The 2,387-nt window shown below is 76.2% G+C and carries 3 protein-coding genes and 1 pseudogene; 3 read left to right on the top strand and 1 reads right to left on the bottom strand.

Translation table 11 applies throughout. The features are described 5' to 3' along the window. On the bottom strand, window positions 1-273 hold a 273-nt coding region (locus NCC78_RS30855), incomplete at its 3' end, for a zf-HC2 domain-containing protein (RefSeq protein ID WP_250798940.1). A 107-nt stretch (window positions 274-380) separates the two neighbouring features. Here NCC78_RS30855 and NCC78_RS30850 point away from each other — a divergent pair. From NCC78_RS30850 to NCC78_RS30840, 3 genes and pseudogenes are all read left to right on the top strand, one after another. Continuing rightward, window positions 381-970, top strand: a pseudogene (locus tag NCC78_RS30850) (sigma-70 family RNA polymerase sigma factor). Between the two features lie 32 nt (window positions 971-1,002). Beyond that, window positions 1,003-1,527, top strand: a complete 525-nt coding sequence (locus NCC78_RS30845; protein WP_250798939.1) for a MauE/DoxX family redox-associated membrane protein — start codon at window positions 1,003-1,005, stop codon at window positions 1,525-1,527. Further along, complete coding sequence (locus tag NCC78_RS30840) at window positions 1,520-2,236, top strand: DsbA family protein (RefSeq protein WP_250798938.1); 717 nt, start codon at window positions 1,520-1,522, stop codon at window positions 2,234-2,236. Before NCC78_RS30845 ends, NCC78_RS30840 begins: the two co-directional genes overlap by 8 nt. Window positions 2,237-2,387 lie beyond the last annotated feature (151 nt).

Raw genomic sequence — 2,387 nt, 5'->3', positions numbered from 1 at the left:
CCGCAGCACCTGCCGGCGGGCCCGCAGGACGGCCGCCGGCGTACGCCGGGCGGTCACCGGGTCGGCGGCGACCGCCGCCAGCACCGAGGCGGTCAGGTCGGGCACCGCCACCGACCGCACCCGGACCAGCCGGGTCACCTGCTCCGCCCGGGCCAGCCAGGCCCGGCAGCCGGGGCAACTCTGCGTGTGCGCGTCCAGCACCGCCGGTGCCGCCTGCGGGTCCTCGCCGTCCAGCCGCGCCGACAGCGCCGCGCGTACGTCGTCGCATGTCATGAGCGGGTAGTCGCCCCGCCGGCGGGAAAAGTTCCCGACGTGGCGCAGGCCATGGATGGGCCGAAGGACCCTGTCCGGCCCCGCCCCGCCGCGTAACCTGGTCTGTCGTGATCCCCGCCCCGCGCGACACCTCCGCCGTCGGCCCGTCCGACGACGCCGACGCCGCTGGGCGGGAGTCGGCGACCGGGTGGGCGCTCGCCGCCCGCGACGGGGATCCGGTCGCCCAGGCCGCCTTCGTCCGGCTGACCCAGGCCGAGGTGTGGCGGTTCGCCGCCGCGCTGGTCGACCCAGACAGCGCGGACGACCTGACCCAGGAGACCTACCTGCGGGCGTTCCGGGCGCTGCCCGCGTTCGAGGGGCGCTCCAGCGCCCGCACCTGGCTGCTCGGCATCGCCCGCCGGGCCTGCGCCGACCACCTGCGCGTGGTGGTCCGCCGGCGCCGCCTCGACGAACGACTCGCCGCCGACGCCTGGACGGCCCGGCCGCAGCCCGACCACGCCGGGCACCTCGGCGCCGCCGACCTGGTCCGCCGGCTCCCCGCCGAACGCCGCGGGGCTTCGTCCTCACCCAACTGCTCGGCCTGTCGTACGCCGAGGCCGCCGCCGTGGAGGGGGTGCCGGTGGGCACCATCCGCTCGCGGGTGGCCCGGGCCCGCAACGACCTGGTCGAGGCGGTCGGCGACGCCCTCGCCGGCTGACGCGGGAACTTCCACGGGGGACGGGACGACCAATGACCGTGACCGCACAGAGCGCCCGGGCCGCCCGCTGGCCCGCCGTCCGCCCCTGGCTCGGCGTCGCCGCCCGCCTCGGCCTGGCCGCCGTCTGGCTGCTCGCCGGCGGGTCCAAGGTCGGTGACCTGGCCGCCTCCGGCCGAGCCGTCAACGCCTACCAGGTCATGCCGTACGACGCCGCCACCGTGATCGGCGCGGCGCTGCCCTTCGTCGAGCTGGCGCTCGGGGCGCTGCTGCTGCTGGGGCTGGCCACCCGGCTGGCCGCCGGGGTCTCCGCGGCGCTGCTGGTGGTCTTCATCGCCGGGATCGCCTCCGCCTGGAGCCGTGGCCTGTCCATCGACTGCGGCTGCTTCGGCAGCGGCGGGCAGCTCGCCGAGGGGCAGGCGCCGAGCTACCTCCCGGAGATCCTCCGGGACCTGGGATTCCTGGCACTGGCCGGATTCCTGCTGATCTGGCCCCGCACCCCCGTCTCGGTGGACGGCTGGCTGACGGGCGACGCAGGTGTGGAGGACGAGGATGAGTAGTCGCAAGGGACAGCGGGACTCCGCCCGCGTCGTCCGCGAACAGTTGGCCCGGGAGCGACGGCGCAAGCGGACCGTCTGGGCGTCGGTGGCCGCCGTCGCCGTCCTGGTGATCGCCGGGCTGATCGGCTGGAGCGTCTTCTCCGGCCAGCGCTCCACCGAGTTCACCGCGCCGACCGGCGCGAACGAGGCCGGCACCGGCGTCGTCTCCGGCTCGGGCCCGGTCACCGTGGACGTCTACGAGGACTTCCTCTGCCCGGCCTGCAAGCAGTTCGAGCAGGTCAGCGGCGCGACCATCGACCAGCTCATCAGTGCGGGGAAGGTCCGGGTGGTCCACCACCCGGTCGCCTACCTGAACCGCTTCTCCACCACGCAGTACTCCACCCGCTCGTCGGCGGCCTCCGGCTGCGCGGCGGAGGGCGGCCGGTACCGCGAGTACGCCAAGGCGCTCTTCGAGCGGCAGCCGCCGGAGGGTGGCGCCGGGCTCAGCGACGACGAGCTGGTCGACATCGCCGCCGGCACCGGCATCGACCGGGACGGCTTCAGCTCGTGCCTGCGCGAGGGCACCTTCAAGCCGTGGACCGAGCACGTCACCGAGGAGGCCAGCAAGGCCAACGTCACCGGCACCCCGACCATCCTGGTCGACGGCAGGCCGGTGGCCGATCGCAGCCCGGAAGGGATCAGGGCCGCGGTGGAGGCGGCGGGCAGGTGACGCGGAACCTGCTGACCCGCGCCGGCCTGGTGCTCGCGGGCGCCACGGCCGCGACGCTCGCGCTCGCCGCCCCGGCCGCCGCGCACGGCGCGGACGCCCCCGACGGCACCGACTACCGCACCGAGGTGACGGCCGTGAGCCCGGCCCGGCC

The organism is Micromonospora phytophila (assembly GCF_023656545.1).
GTDB classification, from domain to species: domain Bacteria; phylum Actinomycetota; class Actinomycetes; order Mycobacteriales; family Micromonosporaceae; genus Micromonospora; species Micromonospora phytophila.
This window is presented reverse-complemented; position numbering and strand designations above follow the sequence as displayed.